Genomic DNA, 2,970 nt, shown 5'->3' on the forward strand with positions numbered 1-2,970 from the left:
CTTTTCACCGCCCTTCCCCCGACCACCGCTCCCCGTGCCTCCCTCACGTGCGCGTGCCGGGGTCGCCCCGCCGCCCCGCCGCTCCGGCGGAAGGCCGGGGCCCGCCCGCGGGACGAGGCCCCCGACACGGCCTCCCCCTCCCCGGCTCCCACATCTCCTCCACGAGGTGTCGGGCCATCCCCGCGCCGAGGACGCGGACGGCAACCGGACGGCCGGGGCCGCGCCCCGCAGTACGATGCGCTTACACCAGCGAGTCCGAGGGGACGCAGATGCCGAAGCCCGGTGACCCCGGCGCGGGCGGGCCCGGGGGGCAGCGGCCCGCCCGGCGCCCGACCATGGCCGACGTCGCCGCCCGCGTGGGCGTCTCCCGGCAGCTGGTCTCCCTCGTCCTCGGCGGGCGCCCCGGCCCCAGCGCCTCCGCCCGCGAGCAGATCCTGCGGGCGGCCGAGGAGCTCGGCTACCGGGCCGACACCGCCGCCCGCCTCCTGCGCCGGACGCGCAGCCGCCAGGTCGGCGTGCTGTTCACCCTGGAACACCCCCTCGACGCGCACGTGGTCGAGGCCGTCTACCCGGTGGCGGCCGAACTCGACTACAGCGTCGTCCTCAGCGCCATGCTGCCCACCCGCACCGAGCGCGAGTCCGTCGACGACCTCCTGGGCCTGCGGTGCGAGGCCCTCATCCTCATCGGCATGTCCGCCGCCGCCCCGGCCGACCTGGCCAAGGTCGCCGAACTCGTGCCGGTGGTGGAGATCGGGCAGCGCACCGGCGCGCCCGGCACCGACAGCGTCCGGACCGCCGACGCGCGCGGGGTCCGCCAGGCCGTCGACCACCTGGTCTCCCTGGGGCACGGCGACATCGCCCACGTCGACGGGGGCGACCTGCCCGGAGCACGTGAGCGCCTGAGGGGGTACCGGGAGGGAATGGCCGCCCACGGGCTCTCCGGGCGCGTCGACGTCCTCCCCGGCGACTACACCGAGGAGTCCGGGGCCCGGGCGGCGCGCACGCTGCTCTCCCGGGTCCGGCCCCCGACGGCCGTGGTCGCGTGCAACGACCTGTGCGCCCTGGGCCTGGCGGGAACCCTGGTCCGCGCCGGGACCTCCGTTCCGGAGGACATGTCCGTGGTGGGCTACGACGACAGCCGCACGGCCCGCCTGCCCTTCCTGCGGCTCACCTCCGTGCGTCAGGACGCGGCGCAGATGGCCCGGCTCGCGGTCCGTTCGGTGGCCGAGCGGCTGGACGACGGGCGCACCGGGAGCCGACACCTGGTCCTGGAGCCCGTGCTCACCGTCCGGAGCAGCACCGGACCTCCCCCGCGGCGCTGATCCGGCCCCTCCGGGGCCTGCCCCCGCTGCGGGTCCGGCCGGGACGCGGGAGTGGTGAGGCTCTCCCCCCGCACGGGACAGATCACACCGGAATCGTTTGAGAACCCCCCGGCCGTGCTGCGAGGCTGGATTTAGCACGTGCCAAACGACCCTTGCGCGCCTCGGCGCTCCGGCAGGGTCGCCGAGGCGCGGGCTTTCCGGGCGACGGCGCCCGCCGCGATCCCCGTCTCTTCCCCGTCCCTTGTCTGGAGGGCCCACCCATGCCTCTGGCCCTGCTCGCCCTGGCCCTCGGGGCCTTCGCCATCGGTACCACCGAGTTCGTCATCATGGGACTGCTGCCCGACGTCGCCGCCGACCTCGGCGTCTCGGTCCCCACCGCCGGCTATCTCATCTCCGCCTACGCGCTGGGCGTGGTCGTCGGCGCGCCGCTGCTCACCGCGCTCAGCACACGTGTCCCCCGCAAGACGGTCCTGCTGCTCTTCATGGGACTCTTCCTCGCGGGCAACCTCGCCACCGTCCTGGCGCCCTCCTACGGGGCCGTCTTCGCCTCCCGGGTCCTGGCCGGCCTGCCGCACGGGGCCTTCCTCGGCGTGGGGTCCCTGGTCGCCGCGCAGATGGCCGGCCCCGGCCGCCAGGCGACGGCGGTGTCGCGCGTCCTCCTGGGCCTGACCGTGGCCAACATCGTCGGGGTGCCGGTGGGCACCTTCCTGGGCCAGGCGATGGGATGGCGCGCCGCCTTCCTGGTCGTCTCCGGCATCGCCCTGCTCGCCACCCTGGGCGTCGCGGCGTTCGTGCCGCGCCAGCCCGCGGCGCCGGGGGCTGGCCTGCGCCAGGAGCTGTCCGAGCTGGGACGCCCCCAGGTCGTGCTCGGCCTGACCACCGCGGTCTTCGGTTTCGCCGGGGTCTTCGCCGTCTACAGCTACGTCTCGCCGATGATGACCGAGCTGGCGGGGATGTCCGCGTCGTCCGTGCCGGTCGTCCTGGCCCTGTTCGGGGTCGGCATGACCCTGGGCTCCCTGGTCGTGGGGCCCCTGGCCGACCGCGCGCTGCGCCCCACCATCTACGGCTCCCTCGCCGCGCTGGCGATCGTGCTGGCGCTGTTCACCGTGACCGTGCACAACCCCTGGACGGCGGCGGTCAGCCTGGTCGTCCTGGGGGCGGTGGGGTTCGGCGTGTGCACCCCGCTCCAGGTCCTGGTGATGAACCGGGCCGGGGCGGCGCCGACCATGGCCGCGGCCTCGAACCACTCCGCCTTCAACCTGGCGAACGCGGGCGGGGCCTGGCTGGGCGGCGTCGGGATCAGCGCGGGCCTGGGCTACACCTCCCCCGCCGCGATCGGCGCGCTGCTGGCCGTCGTGGGCCTGGGCATCGCCGTGCTGGCGGGCTTCCTGGACCGCCCCCGCGCGGGAGGCGCCCGGGAGGGCGCCGGGGCGGAGTCGCCGAGCTTCAGCACGGCCCCCTGAGTCCGGGCCGCGCCGGGGAGGCCGAAGCAGCCTCCCCGGCGGTCTCCACGGCGCGGTCGCAGGGCGTCTCCCCACCGGGGAGGGAAGAAGGACCGTCCCCCATGGGACGCACCTCCTCCCCCGCGTGTTCGCGGTCGGGGACGCCACGAACGACAGCGGCCGGGGTGGGCCCGTCGGCGACGGGC

General features: G+C 76.1%; 2 protein-coding genes. Both read left to right on the forward strand.

Features of this window, described 5'->3' with window-relative positions; genetic code table 11:
* Positions 1-335: 335 nt before the first annotated feature.
* Positions 336-1,322, forward strand: a complete 987-nt coding sequence (locus ACWGL3_RS31845) for a LacI family DNA-binding transcriptional regulator (protein ID WP_267950406.1) — start codon at positions 336-338, stop codon at positions 1,320-1,322.
* Positions 1,323-1,582: 260 nt separating this feature from the next.
* Positions 1,583-2,785, forward strand: coding sequence for an MFS transporter (locus ACWGL3_RS31850; protein WP_267944626.1), 1,203 nt, complete (start codon positions 1,583-1,585; stop codon positions 2,783-2,785).
* Positions 2,786-2,970 lie beyond the last annotated feature (185 nt).

The organism is Nocardiopsis sp. NPDC055824, assembly GCF_053616335.1.

Bases quoted from the DNA above. Each gene is read 5' to 3' on its own strand.
- ACWGL3_RS31845 (WP_267950406.1), top strand. From the start codon at position 336: ATGGCCGACGTCGCCGCCCGCGTGGGCGTCTCCCGGCAGCTGGTCTCC.
- ACWGL3_RS31850 (WP_267944626.1), top strand. From the start codon at position 1,583: ATGCCTCTGGCCCTGCTCGCCCTGGCCCTCGGGGCCTTCGCCATCGGT.